The following is a 24,736-nucleotide window of genomic DNA, read 5'->3' on the forward strand; positions in this document are numbered from 1 at the left end:
GCACCGTGTGAGCCATGAACGAAGGCGCACACGGGCGAGACCGGATCATACGTGCGCTCACGGGAACCGAATTCCCGCCCAGAGGGCACTTGTTCAGGCTATTTGCCGATAACGGAACATCACATTCAGCCCCAAGAGCTCCATACGATCCCCGAACCGCCTCCGCGTCAGACTCCATCTCCTGTCGGTTCCTACGAAATCTCGATTCCACTGTCCGTCTAAGTCATGATTGCTACGGAACGGTCGAAAACCGGCCACGCGAACACTCCTTACTCTGTGCTGGTGCATCGTCACCCGACAGCGGATCCGACACCCCCCTTCAACGCCAGAGCCGCGCGCACCATGCGGGAGAACCTCGGGATGGCTCCCGGTCACGTTGCGTACGGCATGCGCGCGTCGTACGGAATGAGTCACATCACCCCGGACCACATCACCGCGTGGGAGCGCGGCACCGCACTGCCCAGTTCGACCGAACTCACCGCGCTGGCCGGCGCGTTGTGGTGCGCGCCCAACCAGCTCATCGGCGCCCCGCGCACCTTGCGGGAGCATCGTCTCGCCCGCGGTCTGGCCGTCGAGGACGTGGCCCGCGGCGTCGGCCTCGACATCGGCGCGTACCAGCAGATGGAGGCGACCGGCCAGTGGGGTGGCAACAACCGCCAGTCCGCGGCGCTTGCCTCGGTGCTCGCCCTGGCCCCACGGGACCTGATCTCCATCACGGGCCGCGAGGACGACTTGGCGCAGCTGCTGCGGGACGCCGTCAGTACCCGCTGGCAGGCACACGTCCGCGCGATCGCCAAGCTGCTCTCGATGGAACGCCGTGACCTCGACGGCGCGTTGCGCGAAATGCACCAGGAATACCAGACCCTGATGGCGGCGACGCTGAGCCGGGCGGGCGGTTCGATCGCCTCGGGCGAGGCGGGCCAGCGCTATCTCGACGACATCGTGGACCACTTCTGGCACAGGGTCCCCTCGGTTTAGCTGCCGCAGGCGGCGGCGTGCACCGGTAGCCGACCCGGTGCACGCCGACGCTCGCGGCCGTGCGACTAGCTGACGTAGTACGTCGGGTTCGGGAACTTGTACGTCTTGTCGGCGTAGCCGCCCTCGAGGTCGGAGTACTGGTCGCCGAAGTTGCCGACGATGTCGTAGCCGAGGGACTCGATGTGCTTGCGGGTGCCCGACTTGTACTGCACGGTGGTGCAGTTCCAGGCGCTCGCGGTGGCGCAACCGCTGAGGTAGGCAGGCGGGTTGGTCTTGTCCTTGAGGAAGACATGGTCGGCGTCGAGGTTGACGTCGATGCCGACCTTCTTCAGGTTCTCGACGGCGGCGGCGCGCTGCGTCTCGCCCAGACCGGAGTTGTAGAAGACCTCGACGCCCTTGGACTGCGCGTAGTCGATGAGACCGGGCGTGCCGAAGACGGCCGGTCGGTTCGCCTTTGCCACGTACTCCTTCCAACTGGCGTCGTTGTAGACATAGTTGGTCTTCTTCTCGTAGTCGAGGCTGAGGAGAAGGGTGTCGTCGATGTCGAAGACGACGGCGGGCTTGTCACCTTTTCCGTGGTGCTGCTTGGCGGCCTTGGCGATCTGCCTCTTCGCACCCGCCTCGATGCGCGCCAGGTCCTTGGCGTACTGGCTGTCGGCCGAGGCCTGCCACACGCCGGCGCTGTCCTGCATGGCACCGTAGTACGAGGTGATCTCCGTGGTGAGGAGACCTATGTTGTGGGGCTCCGCGGTGGTGCTCGCCGACGCGCCGCCGGCACTCGCCGCGCCCGTACCGTAGACGGCACCGCCCGCGAGGGCGCACGCCGCGGCGATCCCCGCGACTCTGATGGACTTCCGCATGAATGGTGTCTCCGGATCTGGCCTGCAGCGGCCGTCGGGTCGGAAGGAGACCCGGCGCGCACACCGCGTCACGTGATCGTTCGCGCCAGGTCACCGCTTGTCTACGCGCATCACACGAGCGGCGACAGGTGCTTTATCCGATCGATACGCGATCCATAGAAATCCAGCCCTGCGGTTCAGCTGCTCGTCGGCGCCATGCGGGCACGAACGGTCCTGCCGATGTGCGGGCGGGGCGCCCAGTTGAGTTCGGTGACGAGGGATCACGCCCCGAAGATCCGAACGGATTCGCCAGAAGAACTCGGACACCTGGGCGGCCATGGGCCGTCCCGACACGTCCCCGGCCATTTTCGGCACACCCGGCCATCTCCGTTTCCTGGGCGCGCTCATGGCACTCGCCGGGCTGCTCCTGCTACTCGTCACGTACGCGGGGGCATCCGGGATGAAATTCCGGGTGATTGGTCAGCGCTTCCGACGGAGGCGGAGAACGTCTCCCTCGCGGGCCTGCGACGTCCGGCCGCCGAAGACCGCCCCGGCGCGGGCCGTCGCCGCCTCGGCGGTGAGCGTGGGGCCGACATGGGTGATCACCAGCTCCCCGACGCCCGCCGCCCTCGCGACGGCCCCCGCGTCCTCCGGGGTCAGATGGACCGGCTCACCGTCCCGCCGCCGGTCGATGTCGGCCTCGCACAGGAACAGGTCGGCGCCGGCGGCGAGTTCGGTCAGCTCGGGGGAGGGTCCGGTGTCCCCGGAGTACGCGAAGACCACGCCCTCGTACTCGACGCGCAGTCCGTACGCCTCCACTCCCCCGTGCGCGACGCGTCTGCTCTCCAGGATCAGGCCGCCGCCCAGGTCTGCCCGGTGTCCGTCGCCCAGGTCGCGGAAGTCGAAGACCGCCGCGAGCTGCGACGGGTCGTCACTTCCGAAGAACCCGGCCAGCCTCCGCGCGCAACCCGCAGGGGCGTGGACTGGCAGGGGCGCGGGCACGGTGAGGCCGCCGTCACCGATGCCGGCCGCCGCCGCGATGAGGTCGGCCCAGTGGTCGGAGTGCAGATGCGAGATCCAGACGGCGGTCAGCGCCTCCGGGGTGGTGTGCCGCTGAAGTTCGGCGAACGTGCCGGGGCCCGCGTCCACCCAGACCCGTACGTCTCCTGCCGTCAGGAGGTATCCGGAGCAGGGGTGTCCGGGCCGCGGGTGGGGCGATGCGGTGCCGAGGACGGTGAGGGTGAGCGCCATCCGGGCACCCTACGGTGCGCGCCGAGTGGGTGGACGGGTTTCAGGGGGCGGGCCTCCACTGCGGTTCGCGGCCGCTCAGCCCCACGACCCGGTCCAGGAGTGGTGCCTCGTCCGGGACGGGGACCACGGGGCCGAAGATGGGCGGGCGGTCCGGGCCCGTGGACTGCGCGAGGAACGCGTGGGCCGCTCCCAGGGCAGCCTCCTCGGGGTCGTACTCCTGGCCCGTGGCCCTCGCCAGGTCCCAGCCGTGCACGACGAGTTCGTCCAGGGCGACGAGGCCCGCCACGCCGCCGGGCAGGTCGACGCCGCCCGCGCGGGTCATCCCCTGCCAGGCCGCCGGGTCGCGCCACGTCTCCGCGAGTTCGTCGAGCGCCTTGGCCAGCGTGTCCCGCCAGCCGTCCGTGATGTCGGGCAGGGACGCTCCGGGGTTCGTGTCCGTCGTCGGGCCCAGGTCCTTGCGCCCGGCGTCGCGGAAGGCGACGGTCAGGCCCACGATGTGCCCGAGCAGGTGGTGCACCGCGTACTCCGGACACGGAGTGGGAAGGCCGAGCTGGTCCTCGCCCACGCCGTCCGCGAGGCGCGCGACGAGGCGGGTCTGGGGGCCGAAGTCCACCATCGGGACGGCCGGGACGGTCTGATCGGTCGCGTCGGTCATGCGGGGCTCCTCACGTACGGACAGGTGTGACCTGTGCGGGGTCTCTATGAGAGGTAGACCCCGGCCCCGGCCGGAAATCATCGCCGCCCCACCCCAAGGCGTCCGCACGATTCCGCGACCGGGACCCTAGAACCACGCTGACCTGCCATGACTCCCACTGCACGGGTCTTTCGGGACGCTACTGCACGCCGGCCCAGCGCTTGACCGTGGCGACGGCCTTGGCCTGCTCGTCCGCGGGCAGCTTGGCGATGGACGCGCCGTGGTTGGAGCCGGGCACGACATAGCGGTACGAGTCGCGCCGGCTCGGGGTGAACCTCTCGGCGCTCCACGGGTCGTTCTGCCCGTACACGAACATCATCCGCTCGCCGCGCGTCCTGACCCACTTGTCGACGCCGGAGATCGCGGAGCCGTCGTACGTGCCGCGCATCGCGGCGGGCAGGACCGAGTTGGGCTGTTGAAGTGCTCTCCTTCGTGAACGATGGAGATTCCCTCCTACCTTGCGGTGGCGGGCTTGACGCGCTTCCGCGTCTGACGACTGCACCTTCCGGCAGCCGGGACAAGCGCGAGGCCCATCCGGTATGAAGCAAGAACGTTGCGAGCGCCGTTCGTATCGGCGTTGCCGACCCAGCAGCACGCCGGGTTCTTGCACACGAATATGGCCTGGGACTCCCTGCTGCCCGATGCAGTCGTGCCGCATTGCGAGCAGCGTAGAGAAGTGCCGGGGGCGGGGACCTTGTGCAGGGACCCACCGTGGTGGCGGGTCTTGTAGTCCAGCATTGTGAGGGTACGGCCCCAGGCCTCCGCGTGGATCACCCGATTCAGGCCCGCCTTCTGCGCCACCCGGGTGCCGGGCTCCTCCACAGTGCCCCTGGCGGACCTGACCATGTTCGTGATGTGCAGGTCTTCTACCACGACCGTGCCGTATGTGCGGGCGATCTCCGTGGTGGCCTTGTGCTGCCAGTCGAGGTGTCGGCGCTTGGCTTTCGCGCGCAACCCGGCGATCTGGTCATAGGTGCGGTGCAGGCGGGCGCTGGTGCGCTCGCCTTTCGTGCGGCAAGACTTCTGCTGCGCGGCCCGGCGCTCCAACTCGAGCAGGCGAGCCCGCTCCTTCGAAGTCAGCCACGGGCTGTGGCGGAAGTCGGTGCCATCGGACAGAGCCAGCGGCACCACCACCCCCGCATCGATGCCGACCTCCGGCCCGGCGTGTGAGGCGGGAACAGAATCGTGGGTGGTAATACGGAAGGCAATGTGCCAGCCCAGGGCATCCTTGACCAGCCGCGCTCCGGTGATCCGGTTGTTCTCGTCGGCACGCTTGCCGACTGGAAGGTCCTTGGTCCAGCGGAAGCGGACCCGGCCGAGTTTGGGAATGTTGACCATCCCCCAGCGCCGATGGACCCGAGTGACGTGCAGGTCACGGCCCTGGGGGATGTCGAGAGTGAGCGGGGTGCGGAAACGGGCCTTGAACTCCGGTGCCGAAGCACGGCCCGACCAGCAGTTCTTCCACGCCTGAAAGTACGTCTTGAGCACCGCCTGGGCGGCCTGGGCAGGCAGAGCACCCATCCAGTCGATCTCTCGACGGGCCTGCCGGATCGCTCCGTCAGCAGCGGCCAGGGTGCGCTTGCCGGTCGGCAGCATGCCCCACCAGTCATGCAGCACATTCCACAGGGCGCGGGCGGAGTGAGCCTGAGAGTCCAGTGCCGCTACTTGGGCAGGGGCCAGAGCCAGCCGGGCACGATGCCCGAACTGCCTCTTCTCCAGCTCCACTTGCCCCATACCGTGCGAGACTAACAGTGCGCTGTGCAACCCCGCCGGACACTCGACCAAACGGTCAGAACCGGACACCAGGTGACCTGCAGCCTTCAGGCTCAGGCGAGGTCCGACAGGGCCCTCTCGATGAGCTTCAGGTCGCCGTCGGACGCCAAGCCCGCGTGATACAGGCGCAGTTCCGTGGCGCCGAGTTTGGTGGCGTGCCGCGCGTCGGCGGCGAGCGTGGCGGGGCTCCCGCCCATCCCGGCGACCACGGTGAGGTTGGCGGCCACGACTCCCCTGCCCTGAGCGGCAAAGGGGGCTGTCAGCTCCGCGCCGCCGGTGCACGGCACGACCACGCCGTCCGCGACGGCGAGGATGTGCGCCGGGTCCACGCCCGCGTTCGCTCCGCAGTGGTACGACGCCGGGTCGGCGTGCAGCAGGATCCGGAATCCGTCCGGGGCCTGCGCGCGGACCGCGGCGACGGCTTCCTCCTGAAGGCTACGGGCGACGCTGTCACGCCACGCGCGCGTGCCCGCCGCCGTGCGCGCCCCGAGCAGCTTCTCCACCGCCTCCCAGCCGCCGTCCGGGGTGCCGTCCCCGCGCCACAGAGGCTCCAGCGCGCGCCGGACGTCACCCGCCAACTCCACGGCGTCCAGGCCTTGCCGGCCGTAGCCGTCGCGGCACGACGGGCAGAAGCAGAGCGACATCAGGTACTGGCCCGCGTCGCCGAGGCCGACGCCTGCGGTCTTGTCATGGGCGTGCAGATGCGCGAGCCCGTACCAGCCGAGGGATTCGAGTTCGGTGCCCTGCGCGCCGGGCCGCACGGCCGCCTCCGCCGCCAGGTCGACGAGGTACGCGCGCGTGGCGGGCTGTGCGATGCAGGGGGCCCACGGGTAGCGGTCGCCATAGGCGTTGACGACGGAGGTGTCCGGATGCTCCGCGCCCAGACGGGAGTTGTGCGCGAGGACGACCCAGGTGTGGACGTCGAGCCCGGCGCCCGCGAGCGCCTCGGCGGCCTGCCCGAAGGCGTCGCCGGGAGCCCAGTCCCCCGCCTCGTACGGCCGCAGGTCCCGGCCCTGCCAGCGGTCGCCCGGCGGGTAGAGGACCGCGGCGTGTTCTGCCGTGACGACGCGGTGGCGCGGGTGACGGGGCGTCAGGGCGCGGGTGGAGTGGTAGGCGGAGGCCAGGGTGACCTGCTGGACGCCGAGGCCGGCGATGCGGCCGGCGGCTTCGGGGTCGCCGTTGACGTCCCAGGGGTAGACGAAGGCCGACGCCCTCACGCCTGGTCCCCCGTCCCGGCCAGGAGCGCGCGGCCGCGCTCGACGATGCCGGCGAGCCGCTTGACGTGGTCGTCGGTGGGCTCGTGCAGGGGCGGGCGGACCTCGCCGACGTCTAGGCCGGTGAGCCGGACCCCGGCCTTGACGAGGGAGACGGCGTAGCCGCGGCCCTCGTTGCGGAGTTCGACGAGCGGCCGGTAGAAGCCGTCGAGGAGACGGTTGGCCGTGGCATCGTCGCCGGTGCGCAGCGCCGTGTGGAAGGCGAGGGCGATGTCGGGCGCGAAGCAGAACACGGCGGACGAGTAGAGGCCGACCCCGATGCCGCGGTAGGCGAGGCCGGTGAGCTCGGCGGTGGGCAGGCCGTTGAAGTAGAGGAAGTCGGTGAGTCCCTCGGCGCGTACGGCGCTGATCGTGCGCTGGAGGAGGTCGAGGTCGCCGAGGCCGTCCTTGAGGCCGAGGATCTTGGGGTGGCGGGCGAGGGCGACGACGGTCTCGGGGGTGAACACCGCGTTGTCGCGCTGGTAGACGATGATTTCCAGGGAGGTCGCGTCGGCCAGCTCCGAGTAGTGGCGCAGCAGGCCTTCCTGGCCGGCCACCACGAGGTAGGGCGGCATCGCGAGGAGCCCGTCGGCGCCGGCTTCCTCGGCGAGGCGCGCGTAGCGCACGGCGAGGGCCGTGCCGTACCCGGACCCCGCGACAACCGGCACCCGTCCCGCGGTCTCCTCCACGGCCGCGGCCACGCACGCCTGGAACTCCTCGGGGGTCAGGGCGTGGAACTCGCCCGTTCCGCAGCACGCGAAGACCGCGGCGGCCCCGGCCTCGACGCCCTGGCGTACATGGGTGCGGAAGGTGTCGAGGTCGAGGGTGCCGTCGGAACCGAAGGCGGTGACCGGGAAGAACAGCGGCCCGCTGGGGGTGCTGAGTCGAGCGGCGAGAGGGGCTGACGTCACGGGCTCTCCCTTGGCGTGCACAGTTCTGATTTGCGTCTATATTTCTGAACTCGCTCACGCTAATCCGCCCCCAGGGCGCGGGTCAAGCACGCAAACTCGCATCCTGGCAGCGGATTTCGAGCCTCCGCGGGAGACTTGACTACCCCCGGCGGCAATCTTTAGCGTGTCCACGGATGTGAATTCCGTGCATGAATGCGGCCAACTGGCTGACTATTCGAGGAGACTCCCGCATGCCCGCTCCCCGCACCGTCCTGCTCACCGGAGCCGCCGGCGGCGTCGGCACCCTGATGCGCGGGCTGCTTCCGGCCTACGGTTACGAGCTGCGCCTCCTCGACGCCCGCCCGATCGAGGGCGAGCCGGACGCGATCACGGCCGACCTTTCCGACCGGGACGCCCTGCGCGAGGCCGTGCGCGGCGTCGACGCGGTCATCCATCTCGCGGGCATCTCCCTCGAGTCCAGCTTCGACAAGATCCTCAAGGCGAACATCGAAGGGCTCTACAACCTCTACGAGGCCGCGCGCGAGGAAGGCGTGCGCCGCATCGTGTTCGCCTCGTCGAACCACGCGATCGGCTACACGCCCCGCCCCGCGGACGGCGACCCCCGCGTTCCCGTCGACACGCCCCGCCGCCCCGACACCTACTACGGCCTGTCCAAGTCGTTCGGCGAGGACCTCGCGCAGTTCTACTGGGACAAGTTCGGCCAGGAGACCGTGTCCGTGCGCATCGGCTCGTGCTTCATGGAGCCGACGAACGTACGCATGATGTCGGTGTGGCTGAGCCCGGGCGACGGCGCGAGGCTCTTCGACGCGGCGATCAGGGCCGAGGGCGTCGGGCACACGGTCGTCTACGGCTCGTCCGACAACACGCGCGTGTGGTGGGACCTGTCCTCCGCGCGGGCACTCGGTTACGAGCCGCAGGACGACTCGGAGCAGTACGCCGAGAAGCTGATCGCCGAGTTCGGCGAGCTGGACCCGGCCAACCCCGACCACACGCGGATGGGCGGTCACTTCGTGACGAACCCGCCCATCTGGCCGTACTGAGGCGGCAGTTCATCGCCCTGTGTCGCGGCTCCTGACGTCGTCGGCCGACACGCGGGGCACCAGGAGCCCGGCCCGCCCGTCCGCCACGGCGACGACGGGCGGCCGCCCCACCAGGTGGTGGCCGGACACCGTCGACAGGTGGTAGGCGCTCACCACGGGCACGGCGAGGAGACCTCCGGGCCGTACGTCGTCCGGCAGCGGCACCTCCGAGGCGAGGACGTCGCCCGCCTCGCAGTGCCGCCCGACGACCGTGACGGGGCGCTCGGCCGCCGTGGAGTGCCTGCCGACGAGACGGGGCACGTGGCGGACGCCGCGGCCCCACGGGCTGTCGCTCATGCCTCCGTCCACGGCGGAGCTCGCCCGCCGATGAGCCTGATCCACGGCTGCCCGGGTCTGTTGACGCCTTCTCGGCCCTCCTTGACGCAAAGCGAACACGGCAGGCGGGCAGCGAACGGGCGGCCGCGGTCCCCCGAACGGGCATCGCCCTGCCCGCTTCCGCGCACCGCCCCAGGTCCGCGGCGGGCAGGCACCGGTGTGAACGGGCACAGACGGGCAGCATCGGACCGGTAACGAACCTGGTCACAGCCGCGAGCCCGCTGTACAAATTTCCCAGAGTCACCGCACGGGCCCGAACGGGCGGCGGACCGGACACCGGGCACACCCAGCCCGGAACGCACAGCAGGGACCGCACGGTCCGGACAGGACGGCCGGACAGGATTGCCGGACAGGACGGTCCGGACAGCACGGCAAAGACCGCACAGAGAGGTGCACAGCATGAGCGCCGAGGAACGCCAGCGGGAGATCGTGCGCGCCGCACGCCGCAGCGGCTCCGTCGACGTCACCGTGCTCGCGGCCCGGCTCGGGGTCGCGAAGGAGACCGTACGGCGCGACCTGCGGGCCCTGGAGGACCACGGCCTGGTGCGGCGTACGCACGGCGGCGCCTATCCCGTGGAGAGCGCGGGTTTCGAGACGACGCTCGCCTTCCGCACCACCATGCACGTCCCGGAGAAGCGCCGGATCGCCGCCGCGGCGGCCGAGCTGATCGGGGACGCGGAGACCGTCTTCGTCGACGAGGGGTTCACCCCCCAGCTCATCGCCGAGGCCCTGCCGCGGGACCGGCCGCTCACCGTGGTCACCGCGTCGCTGGCCACGGCGGGCGCACTCGCCGAGGCGGAGAACACGACGGTGCTGCTGCTCGGCGGCAGGGTGCGGTCCGGCACCCTGGCCACGGTCGACCACTGGACGACGAAGATGCTCGCCGGGTTCGTGATCGACCTGGCGTTCATCGGCGCCAACGGCATCTCGCGCGAGCACGGCCTGACCACGCCCGACCCCGCGGTCAGCGAGGTCAAGGCGCAGGCCGTGCGGGCCTCCCGGCGCACCGTGTTCGCGGGTGTGCACACCAAGTTCGGGGCGGTCAGCTTCTGCCGGTTCGCGCCGGTCTCCTCGCTGGAGGCGATCGTGACCAGCACGCAACTGCCCGCGTCCGAGGCTCACCGCTATGCGTTGCAGGGGCCCCAGGTCATCCGCGTCTGACACCCCTGCCTGCGTACGCCGATGGGTTCCGCACACCCGGGCGTACCCCTTTCCTCCCACTTTCCGCCCAATTGCCTCATACGTTCAGGAGCATTCATGCGAACCCAGAGCCGACGGAGGCCGCGCGCCCTGTGCGCCGCGGCCGCCGCAGGGACGCTGCTCACCCCGCTGCTCTCCGGCTGCTGGGCCGGTGCCGGCGGGACCGGCTCGGGCGGTGACTCCATCAATGTCCTGATGGTGAACAACCCGCAGATGACCGAGTTGCAGAAGCTGACCGCCGCGCACTTCACCAAGGAGACCGGCATCAAGGTCAACTTCACCGTCCTGCCGGAGAACGACGTCCGCGACAAGATCAGCCAGGACTTCGCCAACCAGGCGGGCCAGTACGACGTCGCGACGCTGAGCAACTACGAGATCCCCATCTACGCCCGCAACGGCTGGCTGCACGAGCTGGGTTCGTACGCGCGCAACGACACCGCGTACGACGAGCGGGACATCCTCAAGCCGATGCGCGAGTCGCTCACCGGGGACGACGGGAAGCTCTACGGCCAGCCGTTCTACGGCGAGTCGTCCTTCCTCATGTACCGCAAGGACGTCTTCGCGAAGAAGGGCCTGCGCATGCCCGCGCACCCCACCTGGCAGCAGGTCGCCGACCTCGCCGCGAAGGCGGACGGCGCCGCGCCCGGCATGAAGGGCATCTGCCTGCGCGGCCTGCCCGGCTGGGGCGAACTCATGGCGCCGCTGACGACGGTGGTGAACACCTTCGGAGGCACCTGGTTCGACAAGAACTGGAAGGCGCAGCTCACCTCGCCCGGATTCGAGAAGGCGACCCGTTTCTACGTGGACCTCGTCCGCAAGCACGGCGAGTCCGGAGCGGCCCAGTCCGGCTACGCGGAGTGCCTCAACAACCTCACCCAGGGCAAGACGGCCATGTGGTACGACGCCACGGCCGCTGCCGGTTCGCTCGAATCGGCGAAGTCCCCGGTCAAGGGCAAGATCGGCTACGTACCCGCGCCGGTCGAGAAGACGGAGAGCTCGGGCTGGCTCTACACCTGGGCCTGGGGCGTGCAGAACGCCTCGCGCAATCCCGACAAGGCGTGGAAGTTCGTCTCCTGGGCGTCGGGCAAGGGCTACGAGAACCTGGTCGGCAAGGAGATCGGCTGGTCGAACGTGCCGGCCGGCAAGCGCGCCTCGACGTACACCAACCCGGAGTACCGCAAGGAGGCCGCCGCCTTCCAGGACGTGACGCGCGCGGCCATCGAAGGGGCGCGCCCCCGCGACCCGGGCGTCCAGCCGCGGCCCGCGCCCGGCATCCAGTTCGTCGGCATCCCCGAGTTCACCGATCTCGGCACCAAGGTCTCGCAGGAGATCAGCGCGGCCATCGCCGGACGCCAGTCGGTCGGCACCGCCCTGAACAAGTCCCAGAAGCTCGCCGCCGAGATCGCGAAGGAGTACGAGGGACGATGACCGCGACCACGACCGTTCCCGTCGCCCACGCGCGCGTGGGCACCGCCAAGTCCCCCGGCCGGCTGCGCGCCTGGGCCACCAGGGCCCCGCTCCTGCCCGCCCTCGTGTTCATGATCGTGGTGACCCAGCTGCCCTTCGTGGCGACGCTGGTGATCTCATTCTTCGACTGGAACGCCCTGTATCCGGACGCCCGCCGCTTCACCTGGTTCGCCAACTACGGCGAGGTGCTCACCGACCCGGACCTGCGCAAGTCCGTCCTGACGACGATCCTGCTGACGGTGACCGTCGTCATCGTGAGCCTGGTCGTCGGGCTCGGCCTCGCGCTGCTCCTCGACCGGAAGTTCCGCGGCCGCGGCCTCGTGCGCACGCTCCTCATCGCGCCGTTCCTGCTGGTCCCCGTCGCCGCCGCGCTGCTGTGGAAGCACGTCCTGTACAACCCCGAGTACGGGCTCCTCAACGGCCTGCTGCACTACGTCGGCGGCCCCCAGCCCGACTGGATCTCCAACACCCCGCTGCTCGCCGTCGAGACGGCCCTGGTGTGGCAGTGGACGCCGTTCATGATGCTGATCCTGCTCGCGGGCCTGCAGTCGCGCTCCCCCGAACTGATCGAGGCGGCCCGGATGGACGGCGCGGGCAACTGGCAGGTCTTCCGGTATCTGACGCTGCCCCACCTGCGCCGCTACCTCGAACTGGGCGCCCTGCTCGGCTCGGTGTACATCGTGCAGAACTTCGACGCCGTCTTCACGATCACCTCGGGCGGCCTCGGCACCGCCAACCTGCCGTACACCGTCTACCAGAGCTTCTACCAGGCCCACGAGAACGGCCTCGCGTCGGCCGCCGGCGTCCTGGTCGTCATCGGCTCGATCATCATCGCGACGTTCGCGCTGCGCGTGGTGTCGTCGCTGTTCCGCGAGGAGGCGTCCCGCGCATGAATCTCCGTCTACCGCGTGTGAAAGGGCTCGGGCTCGTCGCCTGGCTCGCCGGCATCCTGTTCTTCCTGCCCATCGCCTGGATGGTGCTGACGTCCTTCCACTCGGAGGAGAACGCCGCCACCAACCCGCCCTCGTTCGCGGCCTCCCTCACCCTCGACGGCTACCGTGACTTCTTCGGCACGGCGGGCGGCGCGAGCCCGTGGCCCGCGCTCATCAACTCGACGGTGGCGTCGCTCGCCTCGACGCTGTTCGTCCTGGTCCTGGCCCTGCCGGCCGCCTACGCGCTGTCGATCCGGCCCGTGAAGAAGTGGACCGACGTCCTCTTCTTCTTCCTGTCGACGAAGATGCTCCCCGTCGTAGCGGGCCTCCTGCCGATCTACCTGTTCGCCAAGAGCGCCGGGATGCTCGACAACATCTGGCTCCTGGTCATCCTCTACACCTCGATGAATCTGCCGATCGCGGTGTGGATGATGCAGTCGTTCCTCGCCGAGGTGCCGATCGCGGTCATCGAAGCCGCGCGGATCGACGGGGCGCGCCTGCCGACCCTCCTCGCGCGCGTGGTGGCCCCCATCGCCATGCCGGGCATCGCCGCGACCGCGCTGATCTGCTTCATCTTCAGCTGGAACGAACTCCTCTTCGCGCGCGTGCTCAGCGGTGTCGTCGCCCAGACCGCGCCCGTCTTCCTGACCGGCTTCATCACGAGCCAGGGCCTGTTCCTGGCGAAGGTGTGCGCCGCGTCCCTCGTTGTCTCCCTGCCGGTACTCGCCGCGGGATTCGCCGCCCAGGACAAACTGGTCCAGGGCCTGTCGTTGGGAGCTGTGAAATGAAGGCCGCCGTCATCGAGTCCGCCGGCAAGGCAGTGGTCACGGAGGTCCCCGACCCCACTCCGGGTCCGCGTGACGTCGTCGTGGAGGTCGCGGCGTGCGGGCTGTGCGGCACCGATCTGCACATCCTCCAGGGCGAGTTCGCGCCGACACTGCCGGTGGTGCCCGGTCATGAGTTCGCGGGGGTGGTCGTCGGCCTCGGGCGTGACGTGCGCGAGGTGTCGGTCGGCGACCGCGTCGCCGTCGACCCGTCGCTGTACTGCTACGAGTGCCGTTACTGCCGCTCGGGCCACAACAACCTGTGCGAGCGGTGGGCCGCGATCGGCGTCACCACCGCGGGCGGCGCCGCCCAGTACGCCGTCGCGCCCGTGGCCAACTGCGTACGCCTGCCCGACCACGTGCGCACCGAGGACGCGGCCCTCATCGAGCCCCTGTCGTGCGCCGTGCGCGGCTACGACGTACTGAACTCGCGCCTCGGCTCCCATGTGCTGATCTACGGCTCCGGGACGATGGGCCTGATGATGCTGGAGCTCGCCAAGCGGACCGGCGCCGCAAGCGTCGACGTCGTCGACCTCAACGCGGACCGGCTCGCCACCGCCCGCAAGCTGGGCGTCTCGGGGTCCGGGGCCGACGCGGACGAGCTCGACCGGCCGCAGGGCTGGGACGTCGTCATCGACGCGACGGGCAACGCGGGCGCGATCCAGGACGGTCTCGGGCGCGTCGCGAAGGCGGGGACGTTCCTCCAGTTCGGCGTCGCGGACTACGCGACGCGCGTGTCCGTCGACCCGTACCGGATCTACAACCAGGAGATCACCATCACCGGCTCGATGGCCGTCCTGCACAGCTACGAGCGGGCCGCCGAGCTGTTCGCGGGCGGTGTCCTCGACCCGGACGTGTTCATCAGCGACCGGCTGCCGCTCGACGCGTATCCGCAGGCGCTCGACCAGTTCGCGTCCGGGGTGGGGCGCAAGATCGTGGTGGTGCCGTGAGCCATCGGTGGGAAGTCATCGGCAGGTAAGGGAACGGCAAAGCCGTATCGCTCGTTACCCCGGCATGACCGCTATGACCCCCGGCTCGAACATCCCGCTGTCCACCGCCCGCGTGGCGGTGGACGTCGCCGCCCCGGTGCGGCTCGACGTCTCGGGCCTGCTGCTCACCGCCGACGGCAAGGTACGTTCCGACGACGACTTCATCTTCTACAACCAGCCCTCGGGCCCGGGCGTGACCTACCGCTCGGGCGGCGGCACGGCACCGGACGCGATCGTGGTGGACACGTCCGCCGTGCCGCCAGGCATCGAGAAGATCGTCGTCACCGCGAGCCCGGACGCGGCCGGCCAGACCTTCCAGGGCATCGAGCCCACGGCCACGATCAAGGCCGACGACGGCTCCGTGCTTGCCACGTTCACACCGCCGCAGCTCGGCACCGAGACGGCTCTCGTGATCGTCGAGATCTACCTCCGTAACGGCGCCTGGAAGGCGCGCGCGGTGGGCCAGGGCTATGCCAACGGCCTGGCGGGCATCGCCACGGACTTCGGTGTGAGCGTCGAAGAGCCCGCGGCCCCGGCTCCGGCCCCCGCGCCGGTGCAGCCCGTGCAGGCCATGCCCGCGCCGACCACTCCCCCGGTCGACCCGCGCGTGGCACCGCCCGCGCCCACCGCCGCCCCGCCCGCCCCGCCCGCCGCTCCCGCTCCGGGCGCCGGGAAGATCAATCTGGACAAGGGCCGCGTCAGCCTCCAGAAGAACCAGACGGTGTCCCTGGTCAAGGGCGGACAGCCGCTGCTCTCGCAGGTCAAGATGGGCCTCGGCTGGGAGCCCGCGTTCCGGGGCAAGGACATCGACCTGGACGCGTCGGTCATCGCCTTCGGCCCCCAGCGCAACCACGTGGACAGCTGCTACTTCGGCAAGCTCTCGATCGTGAATGGCGCGATCAAGCACTCCGGCGACAACCTCACGGGCGAGGGCGGCGGGGACGACGAGGTCATCGTCGTCGACCTGGGCCGGCTCCCGCAGGAGGTGACGGGCCTGGTGTTCACGGTGAACTCGTTCTCGGGCCAGAAGTTCACCGAGGTCGCCAAGGCGTACTGCCGGCTCATCGACGCGGCGACGGGCGAGGAGCTGGTCCGCTTCGACCTGACGAACGCGGAGGCGCAGACGGGCGTGATGATGGCGAAGCTGATCCGCCAGTTCTCCGGCGAGTGGGACATGACGGCCATGGGCGACTTCGTGAAGTCGCGGACGGTGCGCGGCATGGTCAAGCCGGCGGCACAGGCGCTCTGAGAACGGCCTGCGGCACAGGCTCCCCCGAGGACGGCAGTCCCTCGCTCATGCGAGCGAGGGGTTGCCGCCGGGATCCGGGGCGTCACGAGGGGTGACGGGCGGACACGACAGAGGCGGCCGGCGGCACGGAAACCCGTGCTGCCGGCCGCCTCATGGCGTCAGCCAACGAACCCGTGGACACGACCCCCGAATCCAGGGCGCCGGTTCCGAAGCGTCGGATACGTCAGAGCTTGGACAGCTTGGAGAACGGGCTCAGGAATCGGCCCTGCTGCCCGGCGAAGTCGATGAGCACGGCTTCCTCGCCCTCGACTCCGATGATCCTGCCGAGGCCGTACTGATCATGGGAAACGCGGTCGCCCACGGCGAACTGCTCTACCGGCGGAGCGGGCTTTGCCGGAACGTTGAAGGGGCTGCCCGGAAGTTGGCGGCGCGTACTGGGGGGCCTTGTCATTCAACGAGTATGCGCCCCGCGCGCCCACGGACACTACGTCTACGTCCTCACACTTCGGTGACGATGTCGGTGAAACACCCCTCTCGACCTGCGCTCACCTGCGCCTGAGCCCTCCGGCGTGGGCTTTTGCAGCGACGCAGATCACTGGAACAGGGCGCTGTAGGCGTTCAGGGCGGGCTGACCACCGAGGTGGGCGTACAGGACGGTCGCGTCGGGGCCGATCTCGCCCCGGGCGACCAGGTCGATCATCCCGGCCATCGACTTTCCCTCGTACACGGGATCCGGGAACCCTCCGGTGCCTGCCTGGCGTCGCAGTGATCGTCGGCGGTACTCGGCGGCCCGGGTCTTCCGGTCCTCCCTGCCCGCCGGCGGCGAGCCGCGGTACCGCTGTTCGAAGCCGTACAGGAGGATGGCGTTCCATGGTGCGTCTCGCGGGTTACCGCCTCGTCAGTCAGCTCGGCGACGGCGGCACGGGGACCGCGCACCTGGCGCGCTCACCGGCGGGCCGGGTCGTGGTGGTCAGGACAGTGCGGGAGCCTCTCGCCGCCGAGCCGCAGTTCAGGGCGCGGTACCGGTGGGAGACCGAGGCGGCGCGGGCCGTGCGGGGGCCCTTCACCGCGGCCGTGCTCGACGCCGACCCCGAGGCGGCGGTGCCCTGGACCGCGGCGGAGTTCTGCGTGGGCCCCTCGCTGTCCGAGGCCGTGGCGGCGCTCGGCCTGCCTGACCCGGGTGCCCTCGCCGCGATCGGCGCCTCGCTCGCCGGAGCGCTCACGGCGATCCATGCGACGGGGCTCGTGCACGGCGATCTCAAGCCGGCGAACGTCGTCGTGACGGCCGCCGGGCCCAAGGTCATCGACTTCGGGGTCGCGAAGGCGGCGGTCCCGGGCGGCGGAACACCCGGCATCGGCGAGCCGGCCGCTGAACCGGCCGGCTCCCCCGGCTTCATGGCGCCCGAGCAGATCACCCACGCCGTCCCGGCCGGCGCCCCCGCGGACGTGTTCGCGCTCGGCGCGCTGCTCGGCCTCTGCGCGACGGGCCGCAATCCGCACGGCGCGGGCAACGCCCCGCACGTCATCCACCGCACGCTGCACGAGGAGCCCGACCTGGTCGGAGTCCCGGACCAGGAGTGGGAGGCGTTCCTCGGCAGCTGCCTGGCCAAGTCCCCTTACGCCCGTCCGACGGTCCCCGAGGTCCTGGCGTGGTGCGTGGCCCGGGCGACCCCGTATCCCTGGTGGGAGCAGGAGGAGGTCGCGGCCCTCATCCACGTACACGAGGAGTCGCTCGCGGAGAGGCTGTCGGCGGAGGAGCAGGACTGATCCGGGGACGACCGCGGCCGACGCGCACGGCAGGTGCGTGCGCGTCGGCCGGAGGTCAGCCGTCAGCCGTCAGTCGTCAGTCATTTCGGTGGAGCGTGATCAGTTCGAGCGCTGGCGCTTCCACGGCCCCGTGATGGCGAGCATGATGCCCGGGGTCTGGATGTTCGCGTAGAGGGTCCGGCCGTCGGGCGAGAACGTGACGCCCGTGAACTCGCTGTACTCCGGCTCCTGTTCGGTGCCGATGTTCAGCTCGTTGCGCGCGATCGGGTACGTGCGTCCGCTGTCGGTCGCGCCGAACAGGTGCTGGATGCCGTTGCCGTCCTCGGCGATGACGAGGCCGCCGTACGGGGAGACCGTGATGTTGTCCGGGCCGTCGAAGGCACCGGCCCCCGACGCGTCAGCCGGGTCCGCGTTCACGCCGAGCAGGACCTTGAGCGTCAGGGTGCGGCGCTTGGGGTCGTAGAACCAGACCTGTCCGTCGTGCTGGACGGGGCTCTCCTCACGGGCGAACGAGGAGACGATGTACGTGCCGCCGTCGGCCCACCACATGCCTTCGAGCTTGCGGGCGCGGGTGACCTCACCGGCGGCGAACTGCTTGCGCACGGAGACCGTCTTGGCGTCGCGGTCGGGCACGTCTACCCAGTCGACGCCGTAGACCGTGCCGATCTGTGTGGCGCGCGACAGGTCGTCGACGAAACGGCCGCCGGAGTCGAAGCACTTGGTGGCCTGGAGGACGCCCGCGTCGTCGGCGAGCGTGCGCAGCTTGCCTCGGCCGTGCTGGAAGCCCTTCGGCGGGGTCCAGCGGTAGAGCAGGCCGTTGGGGCCGGACGCGTCCTCGGTGAGGTAGGCGTGGCCGCGCTTGGGGTCGATCACGACGGCCTCGTGGGCGTACCGGCCGAAGGCCTTGACCGGCTTGGGCTCGCGATTCGCGCGGCGGTCCGCGGGGTCGACCTCGAAGACGTAGCCGTGGTCCTTGGTCATGCCGTTGGCGCCGGCCTTGTCCTCGGTCTCCTCGCAGGTCAGCCAGGTGTCCCAAGGGGTGCGCCCGCCGGCGCAGTTGGTGGCGGTGCCGGCGATGCCGACCCACTCGGCGACCTGTCCGTCGCGGCGGACCTCGACGACGGTGCAGCCACCGGCCGCGGCCGGGTCGTAGACGAGACCCTCGGCGAGCGGGACCGGGTACTTCGCCTTGGTGCGGGCGCCCCCGATCTCGTGGTTGTTGACGAGCAGCGTGGCGCCGCGGGGACCGTCGAAGGTGGCGGTGCCGTCGTGGTTGGACGGGGTGGACTCGCCCGACTCCAGGGTCGTCTTGCCCGTGTACGTGATGACGCGGTACGAGAATCCGGCGGGCAGCGCGAGCAGGCCCTTCGGGTCGTCCATGAGCGGGCCGTAGCCGACACCGTGGTGGCCCTCGGTGTGCGCGACGTCCCCGTATTCACCTTCGGCGGCGTCCCCTTCGGCGGCCAGCGCACCGGGAGCGGTGGCGAGCGCGCCGACGGTGCCGGCCAGGGCGATGCCCGCGCCCGTGGCGGCGGAGCGTCTCGTGAAGTCCCTGCGGGTGAGCGACATGGTGTCTCCTGTGACCGGGTTGCTGTGGCGGTGGAGCGGGCGCTGATGCTGTTTCGGCCACACGTTCCCTGCCATGCCTGAACGGCGGCTGAACTCCGCACGACGTCGACAGAGCGAACACGTTCACGGTCGTCGGCGGGTGCGACGGGCGGTACGCGAAAGGGGGCGGGGCGCCCTCGCGCCCCGCCCCCTGACCGTCCCGGCGTCGCTGTCCGGCTATCCGCCCTGCGCGGACCGCGCCTTGAACGCCGCCTTGCGGGCCTCCTTGGCCACCTTCTTGTCGGGGTGCAGACGCCCCATCGCCTCCAGGACGTCCGCCGTCGCCGGGTGGTCCACCTTCCAGGCCGCCGCGAAGAACCCGCGGTGCTGGGCCGCGAGCCCCTCGACCAGGCCCTGGAGCTCGTCGGAGTTGCCCTCCAGGGCGAGCTGCGCGGCGATCGTGTCGACGGTGAGCCAGAAGATCAGGGACTCCGGCGGCGCGGGCACGTCGCTCGCCCCGCGCTCGGCGAGCCAGACCCGCGCGAGACCGCCCAGTTCCGCGTTGTCGAGCACCTCCCTGAGCGCCGGCTCCGCCTCGCCGCCCACGAGGGACAGCGCCTGCTGGCAGCGCAGCCGCCGCAGCGGCGCCCCGGCGTCCGCGCCGCGCGCCGCGGCCAGCAACTCCCGTGCCGCCACGAGCGGTTGGCGCCGTGTGAGCCACTGCTCGATCTCGTCCTGCGCGGCGGCCTGCGGGAAAGACGACGTGCCGTCGAGCAGCGTGTCGGCGCCCTTGTCCGCGAGGTCGCCTACGACGGGCGCGTCGAGGCCCGCGTCGATCATGCGCGCGCGGACGCCGTAGAGCCCGAGCGGGGTGAGGCGCACCATGCCGTACCGCGTGACGTCCGAGTCGTCGAAGGCGTCGGGCTCGTCGGCCCCCTCACCCTCCCCGATCTCCGCCATCAGGGCCTCGTCGACCGGCTGGAACTCGACGAGCCCCACCGGGACGAGCAGCCGGAACTGGTCGTCCAGCTTCAGCATCGCGTCCGACACCTGCTCCAGGACGTCGTCCGTGGGTTCGCCCACGCCGTCGGGCACGATCATCGACGCGGCGAGGGCGGGCAGCGGGACGGGCTCGTCGCCGGCGCCGCCCTCGGTGACGGTCAGGAGATAGAGGTTGCCGAGGACGCCTTCGAGGAAGTCTGCCTCCGCCTCGGGGTCCCAGTCGAGCTGCGAGAAATCGACCTCGCCGGTCTCCTCCAGGACGTCGACGAGGTCGTCCAGGTCCGGGATGCTCGCGTCGGCGAGCGCGGTGTCCAGGGCGCCGAGCCAGAGGGCGAGGATGTCCTGCGGGCTGCCGGAGGCGACGACGGCGAGGTCCTCGCCCGCGGCGACGGTGCCCTCCTCCTCGTCCACGATCTCCACGAGCCCGGTGTCGACCGCGACCCGCCAGGCCTCGCTGGCGTCGGCGGCCCCTTCGGCATCGGCGCCGAGCCCGAGTTCGAGCGCCGCGGCGGGCAGCTGTTCCTCGACGAGTTCGCCGCCCGCGCCGACCCGGGTCGCGGGTCCCGCCCAGCGGGCGAGCCGCACCGCGCGGGAGAGCAGCGGGGTGGCGAGGGCGTCGCGCGCGAGTTCCGCTTCGGAGCGCAGCCTCGCCGGCGGCAGGGGGGAGCTGTCTGACATCGCCTTGTTCTCCTCCGGACGTGTTGTGCGACCGCTCAGCCTAGACGGATTTGGCAGCATGCCGCCCGGTTCATGTACCCGTCAGGAACCGTACACCGCTGAAACCTTGACAACTCCCCTTGCTCCACAAGACATTTACGCGCGTAGAAGAGCACGGAGCGGCCCGCTCGCTCCACCCTCGTCCCGGCGCCTCACACACGTCCCCGGAGGGACCCCTTGCCGAGCAAGAACTCGTCACGCCTCGCCGCGCTGACCGTCGCCGCCGTCTGCTCCACCGTCTCCACCGTCGTCCTCACCTCGCCCGCGCACGCGGACGCGATACGCATCCATGACATCCAGGGCGCGACCCGGATGTCCCCGCTGGCCGGGAAGCAGGTCACGGACGTGGCCGGCGTGGTCACGGGGGTCAGAAGCTACGGCTCGTCCAAGGGCTTCTGGATCGAGGACACGGCGCCCGACGCCGACCCCGCCACGAGCGAGGGCGTCTTCGTCTTCACCAGCTCAGCCCCGAAGGCCGTCACCGGCGACGCGGTGACGGTCTCGGGCACGGTCTCGGAGTACGTCCCCGGCGGCGCCTCGTCGGGCAACCAGTCCGTCACGGAGATCACCAAGCCGACGGTCACGGTCGTCTCGTCGGGCAACGCGCTCCCGGCCGCCACCGTCATCGACGCGAAGTCGGTCCCCGCCGCGTACGCTCCGGCCGGCGACCCGGCGGCGAACGGCTCGGTCAACGCGCTGCCGCTGCGCCCGTCGACGTACGCCCTCGACCTCTACGAGTCCCTGGAGGGCATGAACGTACGCGTCGGCTCCTCCCGCGTCGTCACCGCCTCCGACGCGTACGCCGAGCTGTGGGTGACGGTCAAGCCGCACGAGAACCCCACGCGCCGCGGCGGCACCGTCTACGGCTCGTACGGGTCCCAGAACACGGGCCGCCTGCAGATCCAGTCGCTCGGCACGGTCGCCGACTTCCCGGCCGCGAACGTCGGGGACACCCTGGCGGGACGGACCGAAGGACCCCTGGACTACACCCAGTTCGGCGGTTACACGCTGGTCGCGCGGGAGCTCGGCACCCTGGACAAGGGGGGCCTGGAGCGGGAGACGACGCGGAAGCAGAAGCGCGGCGAGCTGGCCGTGGCCACGTACAACGTCGAGAACCTGGATCCGGGCGACGGCACGTTCGCCGCGCACGCGACCGCGATCGTCGACCACCTCCAGTCCCCCGACGTCGTGTCCCTGGAGGAGATCCAGGACAACAACGGCGCGAAGGACGACGGCACGGTCGCCGCGGACGTCACGGTGAACAAGCTGATCGACGCGATCGTCGCCGCGGGCGGCCCGAAGTACGACTGGCGCTCCGTCGACCCGGTCAACGACCAGGACGGCGGCGAACCCGGCGGCAACATCCGCCAGGTGTTCCTCTTCAACCCCGAGCGCGTCTCGTTCACCGACCGCGCGGGCGGCGACTCCACGACGCCGGTGGGCGTGACGCAAACGCACGGGCAGGCCGCGCTGACCGCGTCCCCGGGCCGGATCGCCCCGGCCGACGCGGCGTGGAAGAACAGCCGCAAGCCGCTCGCGGGCGAGTTCGTCTTCCGCGGCAAGACCGTCTTCGTGATCGCCAACCACTTCGCGTCGAAGGGCGGCGACCAGGGCCTGACGGCCCAGTACCAGCCGCCGGCGCGCAGTTCGGAGACCCAGCGCCACGCGCAGGCGGACGCGGTGAACGGCTTCGTGAAGGAGATCCTCGAGGCGCAGAAGAACGCCGACGTCGTCACGCTCGGCGACATCAACGACTTCGAGTTCTCCGGCACGGCGCAGCGCCTGGAGGACGGCGGCACACTGTGGTCCGCGATCAAGTCCCTGCCGAGGAGCGAGCGTTACACGTACGACTACCAGGGCAACAGCCAGGTCCTCGACCAGATCCTGATCAGCCCGTCGATCCGGCACGACGACTTCGCGTACGACAGCGTGCACGTCAACAGCGAGTTCAACGACCAGATCAGCGACCACGACCCGCAGGTGCTGCGGTTCCGTCCCTAGCACCTGCGGGCCTGTCCGTAGCACCTGCGGGCCTGTCCGCAGCACCGGCGGGTTGTCCGGCGGGCGGGGTCGTCAGGCGAAGACCCCGTCCAGCCAGCCGCGCCAGGCGGTCTCGTCCTGCGCGGCGTCGGCGTCCGGCGCGAAGTCGTGGACGACGATGCCGACGGGCGCGCCCCAGCGGCCGCGGCCGAAGATGCGGTACAGGGCGTCGTCGGTGCGCAGGCCGATGAAGTACGGGTTGCGGTAGTCGAGCACGGCTTCCATGGTCTCGCCGCCGGGGCCCCGGACCCGCAGCTTCGTGCCCTCGGCGGCGCCGTCGGGCAGGCCGAGGGCGCGGCCGACGACGACAAGGGCCTCGGTGTTCGCGGACGCGGCGGGCCCGTCGAACATGGTGAAGGCGACGGGGCGGCCCGCGAAGTGCGTCAGGTACTGACGCAGCGTGTGCAGGTAGAAGTCGGTGTGCTTGTCGGCGCCGTCGTAGTAGTCGTCCCAGTTGTCGGTGAAGATCCCGCTGTGGACGTAGCGGACCCAGGCGCGGCGGCCGCCGTCGCGGGCCTCGATGACGTGGTCCAGTTGATTGAGGGTCTGGAACGGGGGCAGCGCGTCCGGGTTGTCCGAGCGGGCGGTGAGGCGGTGCTCCGGATCCCAGGCCGTGATCGTGGCGCCGTGCGGCCCGCGGCCGCCCTCCTTAGGCTCGTACTCCATCGGCCACAGCCAGCCGCCGGTGCCCGAGGTGAGCGCCTCCCAGACCTGCTCGGGGGTGGCGTCGACCTCGAACTCGCGGGCGATCTCGAATTCCCTGGGTTCGTTCGTCATGGCGGTAACTCCTTGGTGCGGTCAGTGCGGTCGGTCTTCGAGGGGCGGTCGGGGCTGCGGATCCTTCACCGAGGGATGCACGGCGATCACCACGCGGTGGTCGCGGCCGCCCTCGGCGGATCCGTCGTGGTATTTGCGGACGAGCGCGCCGATCCCTTGGGTCAGCTCCTCGATGAACGCGGCCCGGTCCGCGGCGGACGCGAACCTGACCTCGCCGTCGAGGGCGTAGGTGGCGAGGCGCTTCTTCGCCTTGGCGGCCCCGGTCAGCAGCGCTCCCACGTCCTGTACGAGGCGTGCCGCGACGGCGAGCAGCCAGCGTGCGGAGAGCTGGTCGCGGGCCCGGTCCGGGTCGGGCTGCACGGCGCCGAGCGCGACCGGTGAGATCACGTACGAGGCGGCCGTGGCCCGCATCAGGCGCTCGGTGACATTGCCCTTGCGCCGCTCCCCCGCCAGCTCGACCAGGCCGTGCTTCTCCAGCGCCTTGAGGTGGTAGTTCACCTTCTGGCGCGGCAGGCCGACCTTGGGGGCGAGCATCGCGGCGGATGCGGGTCCGGCGGCCAGCTCCGCGAGCAGCCGGGCCCTGATCGGGTCGAGGGAGACCGCGGCTGCCGCAGGGTCCTCGATCACGGTGACGTCCAACATGAGTCCACCGTCCCACCGAAAACTTTTTTTGTCCAGGCGACTTGATTGTTCGGCGAGTCACGGCCGCCCGACAGACGCCGTTACGCGGCCGGCCCCGGCACGAGGCTCAGCGCGCGCCAGGCGGAGAAGAAGACGAGGCCGGCGCCGGCTCGGGTGGGATCGGGGTGGCTGGTCGTACGCGCGGTCACGGCTGCCTCCGGGAGTGGACGACGCTTCGGGTGACCTCTCGCTCGCCCACCCTCGAATGTCAACCATGGTTGAGGCCAAGGCCCCGGGAGCAGGCCGGGGGCGCGGGCAGATCACGTGGCGCCACGTGGCGCCACGTGGTGCCACGCGGCGCCACGCGGCGCCATTAGGGGTGCCAGAGTGGACACGACCCGGCATGGCGCCGCTCTGACACAACTCGGCGCCAGCACGTCTCCACAGGTCAGGGCCGCCCCCCTGCCTCCAATCTGCAACCACTCTCCC

General features: G+C 70.7%; 22 protein-coding genes and 2 pseudogenes. 10 read left to right on the plus strand and 14 right to left on the minus strand.

Translation table 11 applies throughout. The features are described 5' to 3' along the window. Positions 1 to 360: 360 nt before the first annotated feature. Positions 361 to 978, plus strand: a complete 618-nt coding sequence (locus ACY0PA_RS11865; protein ID WP_473084589.1) for a helix-turn-helix domain-containing protein — start codon at positions 361 to 363, stop codon at positions 976 to 978. A gap of 65 nt (positions 979 to 1,043) precedes the next feature. Here the strand turns inward: ACY0PA_RS11865 and ACY0PA_RS11870 are convergent, their stop codons facing one another. From ACY0PA_RS11870 to ACY0PA_RS11900, 7 genes are all read right to left on the minus strand, one after another. After that, the gene (locus ACY0PA_RS11870) at positions 1,044 to 1,838 is read right to left on the minus strand and encodes an HAD family acid phosphatase (protein ID WP_473084590.1); all 795 of its coding nucleotides are present in this window, start codon (positions 1,836 to 1,838) and stop codon (positions 1,044 to 1,046) included. Between the two features lie 459 nt (positions 1,839 to 2,297). After that, complete coding sequence (locus ACY0PA_RS11875) at positions 2,298 to 3,068, minus strand: MBL fold metallo-hydrolase (RefSeq protein WP_473084591.1); 771 nt, start codon at positions 3,066 to 3,068, stop codon at positions 2,298 to 2,300. A 40-nt stretch (positions 3,069 to 3,108) separates the two neighbouring features. Then, a complete protein-coding gene (locus tag ACY0PA_RS11880) occupies positions 3,109 to 3,723 on the minus strand; it encodes a TIGR03086 family metal-binding protein (RefSeq protein ID WP_473084592.1) in 615 nt (204 codons plus the stop codon). 178 nt (positions 3,724 to 3,901) lie between these two features. Continuing rightward, positions 3,902 to 4,264, minus strand: a complete 363-nt coding sequence (locus ACY0PA_RS11885) for a hypothetical protein (RefSeq protein ID WP_473084593.1) — start codon at positions 4,262 to 4,264, stop codon at positions 3,902 to 3,904. After that, positions 4,216 to 5,496, minus strand: a complete 1,281-nt coding sequence (locus tag ACY0PA_RS11890) for an RNA-guided endonuclease InsQ/TnpB family protein (protein ID WP_473084594.1) — start codon at positions 5,494 to 5,496, stop codon at positions 4,216 to 4,218. Before ACY0PA_RS11890 ends, ACY0PA_RS11885 begins: the two co-directional genes overlap by 49 nt. 92 nt (positions 5,497 to 5,588) lie before the next feature. Then, positions 5,589 to 6,752 (minus strand): hypothetical protein, encoded by a 1,164-nt coding sequence (locus ACY0PA_RS11895; RefSeq protein WP_473084595.1) that lies wholly within the window; start codon positions 6,750 to 6,752, stop codon positions 5,589 to 5,591. After that, on the minus strand, positions 6,749 to 7,699 hold the full coding sequence (locus ACY0PA_RS11900; RefSeq protein ID WP_473084596.1) for a 5-dehydro-4-deoxyglucarate dehydratase: 951 nt from the start codon (positions 7,697 to 7,699) through the stop codon (positions 6,749 to 6,751). Before ACY0PA_RS11900 ends, ACY0PA_RS11895 begins: the two co-directional genes overlap by 4 nt. Positions 7,700 to 7,929: 230 nt before the next feature. On the opposite strand from ACY0PA_RS11900, the gene ACY0PA_RS11905 reads away from it, so the two are divergent. Further along, on the plus strand, positions 7,930 to 8,739 hold the full coding sequence (locus tag ACY0PA_RS11905) for an NAD-dependent epimerase/dehydratase family protein (RefSeq protein WP_473084597.1): 810 nt from the start codon (positions 7,930 to 7,932) through the stop codon (positions 8,737 to 8,739). A gap of 9 nt (positions 8,740 to 8,748) precedes the next feature. On the opposite strand, the pseudogene ACY0PA_RS11910 reads toward ACY0PA_RS11905, so the two are convergent. After that, a pseudogene (locus ACY0PA_RS11910) lies at positions 8,749 to 9,096 on the minus strand (diaminopimelate decarboxylase); the annotation flags it as partial. A 417-nt stretch (positions 9,097 to 9,513) separates the two neighbouring features. Between ACY0PA_RS11910 and ACY0PA_RS11915 the strand changes: the two are divergent. The 6 genes from ACY0PA_RS11915 (at position 9,514) to ACY0PA_RS11940 (ending at position 15,775) form a co-directional block, all read left to right on the plus strand. Continuing rightward, entirely contained in the window at positions 9,514 to 10,275 is a 762-nt protein-coding gene (locus tag ACY0PA_RS11915; RefSeq protein WP_454402605.1) for a DeoR/GlpR family DNA-binding transcription regulator, read from the plus strand. Positions 10,276 to 10,371: 96 nt separating this feature from the next. Beyond that, complete coding sequence (locus ACY0PA_RS11920; RefSeq protein WP_473084598.1) at positions 10,372 to 11,742, plus strand: ABC transporter substrate-binding protein; 1,371 nt, start codon at positions 10,372 to 10,374, stop codon at positions 11,740 to 11,742. After that, complete coding sequence (locus ACY0PA_RS11925) at positions 11,739 to 12,674, plus strand: carbohydrate ABC transporter permease (RefSeq protein ID WP_473084599.1); 936 nt, start codon at positions 11,739 to 11,741, stop codon at positions 12,672 to 12,674. The genes ACY0PA_RS11920 and ACY0PA_RS11925 overlap by 4 nt, the downstream gene beginning before the upstream one ends. Continuing rightward, a complete protein-coding gene (locus ACY0PA_RS11930; protein WP_473084600.1) occupies positions 12,671 to 13,501 on the plus strand; it encodes a carbohydrate ABC transporter permease in 831 nt (276 codons plus the stop codon). Before ACY0PA_RS11925 ends, ACY0PA_RS11930 begins: the two co-directional genes overlap by 4 nt. Beyond that, positions 13,498 to 14,487, plus strand: coding sequence for a zinc-dependent alcohol dehydrogenase family protein (locus tag ACY0PA_RS11935; protein WP_473084601.1), 990 nt, complete (start codon positions 13,498 to 13,500; stop codon positions 14,485 to 14,487). Before ACY0PA_RS11930 ends, ACY0PA_RS11935 begins: the two co-directional genes overlap by 4 nt. A 64-nt stretch (positions 14,488 to 14,551) precedes the next feature. Beyond that, positions 14,552 to 15,775 (plus strand): TerD family protein, encoded by a 1,224-nt coding sequence (locus ACY0PA_RS11940; RefSeq protein WP_473084602.1) that lies wholly within the window; start codon positions 14,552 to 14,554, stop codon positions 15,773 to 15,775. A 223-nt stretch (positions 15,776 to 15,998) separates the two neighbouring features. On the opposite strand, the gene ACY0PA_RS11945 is transcribed toward ACY0PA_RS11940, so the two are convergent. After that, complete coding sequence (locus tag ACY0PA_RS11945) at positions 15,999 to 16,226, minus strand: CarD family transcriptional regulator (RefSeq protein WP_266565655.1); 228 nt, start codon at positions 16,224 to 16,226, stop codon at positions 15,999 to 16,001. Between the two features lie 141 nt (positions 16,227 to 16,367). After that, positions 16,368 to 16,517: pseudogene (locus ACY0PA_RS11950) on the minus strand (1-aminocyclopropane-1-carboxylate deaminase); the annotation flags it as partial. 128 nt (positions 16,518 to 16,645) lie between these two features. Between ACY0PA_RS11950 and ACY0PA_RS11955 the strand changes: the two are divergent. Beyond that, positions 16,646 to 17,542, plus strand: a complete 897-nt coding sequence (locus ACY0PA_RS11955) for a serine/threonine-protein kinase (protein WP_473084603.1) — start codon at positions 16,646 to 16,648, stop codon at positions 17,540 to 17,542. Between the two features lie 99 nt (positions 17,543 to 17,641). On the opposite strand, the gene ACY0PA_RS11960 is transcribed toward ACY0PA_RS11955, so the two are convergent. After that, complete coding sequence (locus tag ACY0PA_RS11960) at positions 17,642 to 19,111, minus strand: alkaline phosphatase PhoX (RefSeq protein ID WP_473084604.1); 1,470 nt, start codon at positions 19,109 to 19,111, stop codon at positions 17,642 to 17,644. 216 nt (positions 19,112 to 19,327) lie between these two features. Next, positions 19,328 to 20,770 (minus strand): hypothetical protein, encoded by a 1,443-nt coding sequence (locus ACY0PA_RS11965; RefSeq protein WP_473084605.1) that lies wholly within the window; start codon positions 20,768 to 20,770, stop codon positions 19,328 to 19,330. 216 nt (positions 20,771 to 20,986) lie between these two features. Between ACY0PA_RS11965 and ACY0PA_RS11970 the strand changes: the two genes are divergently transcribed. Next, a complete protein-coding gene (locus ACY0PA_RS11970; RefSeq protein WP_473084606.1) occupies positions 20,987 to 22,810 on the plus strand; it encodes an endonuclease/exonuclease/phosphatase family protein in 1,824 nt (607 codons plus the stop codon). Between the two features lie 72 nt (positions 22,811 to 22,882). Here ACY0PA_RS11970 and ACY0PA_RS11975 read toward each other — a convergent pair whose 3' ends face one another. Both ACY0PA_RS11975 and ACY0PA_RS11980 read right to left on the minus strand, forming a co-directional pair. After that, the gene (locus ACY0PA_RS11975) at positions 22,883 to 23,626 is read right to left on the minus strand and encodes an SRPBCC family protein (protein WP_473084607.1); all 744 of its coding nucleotides are present in this window, start codon (positions 23,624 to 23,626) and stop codon (positions 22,883 to 22,885) included. 21 nt (positions 23,627 to 23,647) lie between these two features. After that, entirely contained in the window at positions 23,648 to 24,268 is a 621-nt protein-coding gene (locus ACY0PA_RS11980) for an ArsR/SmtB family transcription factor (protein WP_473084608.1), read from the minus strand. Positions 24,269 to 24,736: the final 468 nt, after the last annotated feature.

The sequence above is a fragment of the Streptomyces sp. DS1-CR2 genome (assembly GCF_055760475.1).

Coding starts and splice junctions, on each gene's coding strand:
- ACY0PA_RS11865 (WP_473084589.1), top strand. CDS start 361: ATGGCTCCCGGTCACGTTGCGTACGGCATGCGCGCGTCGTACGGAATG.
- ACY0PA_RS11870 (WP_473084590.1), bottom strand. CDS start 1,838: ATGCGGAAGTCCATCAGAGTCGCGGGGATCGCCGCGGCGTGCGCCCTC.
- ACY0PA_RS11875 (WP_473084591.1), bottom strand. CDS start 3,068: ATGGCGCTCACCCTCACCGTCCTCGGCACCGCATCGCCCCACCCGCGG.
- ACY0PA_RS11880 (WP_473084592.1), bottom strand. CDS start 3,723: ATGACCGACGCGACCGATCAGACCGTCCCGGCCGTCCCGATGGTGGAC.
- ACY0PA_RS11890 (WP_473084594.1), bottom strand. CDS start 5,496: ATGGGGCAAGTGGAGCTGGAGAAGAGGCAGTTCGGGCATCGTGCCCGG.
- ACY0PA_RS11905 (WP_473084597.1), top strand. CDS start 7,930: ATGCCCGCTCCCCGCACCGTCCTGCTCACCGGAGCCGCCGGCGGCGTC.
- ACY0PA_RS11915 (WP_454402605.1), top strand. CDS start 9,514: ATGAGCGCCGAGGAACGCCAGCGGGAGATCGTGCGCGCCGCACGCCGC.
- ACY0PA_RS11920 (WP_473084598.1), top strand. CDS start 10,372: ATGCGAACCCAGAGCCGACGGAGGCCGCGCGCCCTGTGCGCCGCGGCC.
- ACY0PA_RS11925 (WP_473084599.1), top strand. CDS start 11,739: ATGACCGCGACCACGACCGTTCCCGTCGCCCACGCGCGCGTGGGCACC.
- ACY0PA_RS11930 (WP_473084600.1), top strand. CDS start 12,671: ATGAATCTCCGTCTACCGCGTGTGAAAGGGCTCGGGCTCGTCGCCTGG.
- ACY0PA_RS11935 (WP_473084601.1), top strand. CDS start 13,498: ATGAAGGCCGCCGTCATCGAGTCCGCCGGCAAGGCAGTGGTCACGGAG.
- ACY0PA_RS11940 (WP_473084602.1), top strand. CDS start 14,552: ATGACCGCTATGACCCCCGGCTCGAACATCCCGCTGTCCACCGCCCGC.
- ACY0PA_RS11945 (WP_266565655.1), bottom strand. CDS start 16,226: ATGACAAGGCCCCCCAGTACGCGCCGCCAACTTCCGGGCAGCCCCTTC.
- ACY0PA_RS11955 (WP_473084603.1), top strand. CDS start 16,646: ATGGTGCGTCTCGCGGGTTACCGCCTCGTCAGTCAGCTCGGCGACGGC.
- ACY0PA_RS11960 (WP_473084604.1), bottom strand. CDS start 19,111: ATGTCGCTCACCCGCAGGGACTTCACGAGACGCTCCGCCGCCACGGGC.
- ACY0PA_RS11965 (WP_473084605.1), bottom strand. CDS start 20,770: ATGTCAGACAGCTCCCCCCTGCCGCCGGCGAGGCTGCGCTCCGAAGCG.
- ACY0PA_RS11975 (WP_473084607.1), bottom strand. CDS start 23,626: ATGACGAACGAACCCAGGGAATTCGAGATCGCCCGCGAGTTCGAGGTC.
- ACY0PA_RS11980 (WP_473084608.1), bottom strand. CDS start 24,268: ATGTTGGACGTCACCGTGATCGAGGACCCTGCGGCAGCCGCGGTCTCC.